Raw genomic sequence first — 1,831 nt, 5'->3', positions numbered from 1 at the left:
TGCGCGCCCTGCACACCCAAGGCGACTACAGCATCAGCCGCCTGCTGCACTTCGTCGGGCAGGCTGAACCGGAAGAGCTGCGGCCCCTCCTGGCCGGCTCGCCGGCGGCGATCCTGACCCAGAAAGGTCAGGAAAAAATGCTGGGTAACACCAGGGCAATCATTTCCAACTACCTGCTGCCGTGGTCATTCTTGCCGGACGGCGGATCCTTTTCAATTAAGGACTGGATCCGGAGCTCGCCTGGCGATCAATGGCTGTTCGTGTCCTACCGCGACAACCAAATCGCGGCCTTGCGGCAGCTGCTGAGCTGCTGGCTTCAGCTGGCGATCAATGAAACGCTCAGCCTCGATGAGCGTGCCGCCCGTCCGACCTTCTTCATCGCCGACGAATTCGACACCCTTGGCAAGGTTGCTGCAAAGGATGCGCTCACCAAACTCAGGAAGTACAAGGGTTCGTGCGTCTTTGGCCTGCAGAGCGTGAGTCAACTTCGCGCCACCTACGGCCGCGACGAAGCCCAAACCCTGCTCGCATGCCTCTCATCAAAGCTCTATTTGCGCCAGGGCGACCCCGAAACGGCGAAATACTGCTCCGACGATCTGGGGCAAGCCCAGATCCTGCGCACCGAGAAAAGCAGCAGCAAGCGCAAAGGACTGGGCGGCGACGGCAACGAAACCGCCGCCGAGCGCCACGTCACCGAGGCGCTAGTTCTGCCGAGTGAGCTTCAGAATCTGCCGGATCTGGACGCCTTTCTATCCCTGGCGGGCGATTACCCCATCGCCCGCGTTCAGATCCCGATCCCTCGCCTGCCGCGCGTTGCGGAACCATTCGTCGTGCAGGCATAGCGGTTAAGACCACTTCAAGGAATCCAGCATGATCAATGTCAAGAATGTCGCCGCGGCACAGGCGGAGAGCTATTACCGTGCGGACGACTACTACACCAAGGGCACCCCGCCCGCCGAATGGATCGGCAAGGGGGCAGAGCGCCTCGGCCTCACCGAAGCCGATGCAGACCGGCAATTCGCCGACCTGCTGCGCGGGAAGCTGCCGAACGGCGAGGAGATCGCCGCGGGCGCTGGCGGCAAGCGCCGGGCTGGCGTCGATGTCTGCATCTCTGCGCCCAAGTCCGTCTCGATTGCTGCACTTGTCAATGGCGACGAGCGTGTCCTGCAGGCGCACCGTGAGGCGGTGCGTGCAGCACTGACGGAAGTCGAGCAGCGAATCGCTGCCCGCGAGACAACGGCGGGCGTCGTGACGCGTGAGTACACCGGGAACATCGCCTGCCGGGCGGTCGAGCACGATACCTCTCGCTTGGGAGATCCCAATATCCACAGTCACTGCGTGCTGCTGAATATCACCCAGCGTTCGGATGGCACGTGGGTCGCCCTAGAGAATCAAGAGGTTTATCGCGCGCAGCGCGAACTGGATTCTGTCTATAAGTCTGAGCTGGCCGTGCGCCTGGCGGCGCTGGGCTACCAGTTGCGCGCGACGCGCAACGGTTTCGAGCTGGCCGCGATCGACGAGCGGCAAATCGCCGAGTTCTCGCGCCGTACCGAAAACATTGACCGGGCGCTGGCTGAGCGAGGACTGACCCGCGAGGGCTCTACCGCCGAACAGCGTGAGGTCGTTGCCCTGGATACCCGCGACAGTAAACGGTTCTACGACCGGGACGGGCTTGTCGCGGAGTGGAATACCCGGGCGATGGCCGTCGGCCTCGATCGCAGCATCCCGGCCGGGCCACTTCCCGGCCTTGCATCCTCGCCGCAAGGCGCTGCCCGCGAGGCGGTTTCCTTTGCCCTGGCGCATCTCGGTGAGCGCGAGATGGCGTGGCCAG

2 protein-coding genes are annotated in these 1,831 nt (G+C 63.5%); both read left to right on the top strand.

What is annotated here, in order from left to right:
• Positions 1-842 (top strand): type IV secretion system DNA-binding domain-containing protein (locus tag KDH09_17865; GenBank protein ID MCB0221570.1); only part of this gene is annotated, 842 nt, incomplete at its 5' end.
• 28 nt (positions 843-870) lie between these two features.
• A partial coding sequence (locus KDH09_17860; GenBank protein MCB0221569.1) for a relaxase domain-containing protein occupies positions 871-1,831 on the top strand: 961 nt, incomplete at its 3' end.

Source organism: Chrysiogenia bacterium, from assembly GCA_020434085.1.
GTDB lineage: Bacteria > JAGRBM01 > JAGRBM01 > JAGRBM01 > JAGRBM01 > JAGRBM01.
The sequence above is the reverse complement of the archived record's forward strand: the minus strand, read 5'-3'. Positions and strand labels throughout refer to the sequence as shown.